1 rRNA gene is annotated in these 340 nt (G+C 56.2%); it reads left to right on the forward strand.

Features of this window, described 5'->3' with window-relative positions:
- Window positions 1–340: ribosomal RNA gene (locus tag HMPREF3011_RS10840) — 16S ribosomal RNA — on the forward strand; the annotation flags it as partial.

Consider the following 340-nt stretch of genomic DNA (forward strand, 5'->3'; position numbering starts at 1 on the left):
TGTCGTCAGCTCGTGTCGTGAGATGTTGGGTTAAGTCCCGCAACGAGCGCAACCCTTGTCTTATGTTGCCAGCACGTTGTGGTGGGGACTCGTAAGAAACTGCCGGGGTTAACTCGGAGGAAGGTGGGGATGACGTCAAATCATCATGCCCCTTATGTCCAGGGCTTCACACATGCTACAATGGTCGGTACAGTGGGTTGCCAGTCCGTGAGGGCGAGCTAATCCCGTAAAGCCGGTCTCAGTTCGGATCGGGGTCTGCAACTCGACCCCGTGAAGTCGGAGTCGCTAGTAATCGCAGATCAGCAACGCTGCGGTGAATACGTTCCCGGGCCTTGTACAC

Origin of the sequence: Corynebacterium sp. HMSC074C04 (assembly GCF_001838295.1) — a bacterium.
GTDB lineage: Bacteria > Actinomycetota > Actinomycetes > Mycobacteriales > Mycobacteriaceae > Corynebacterium > Corynebacterium amycolatum.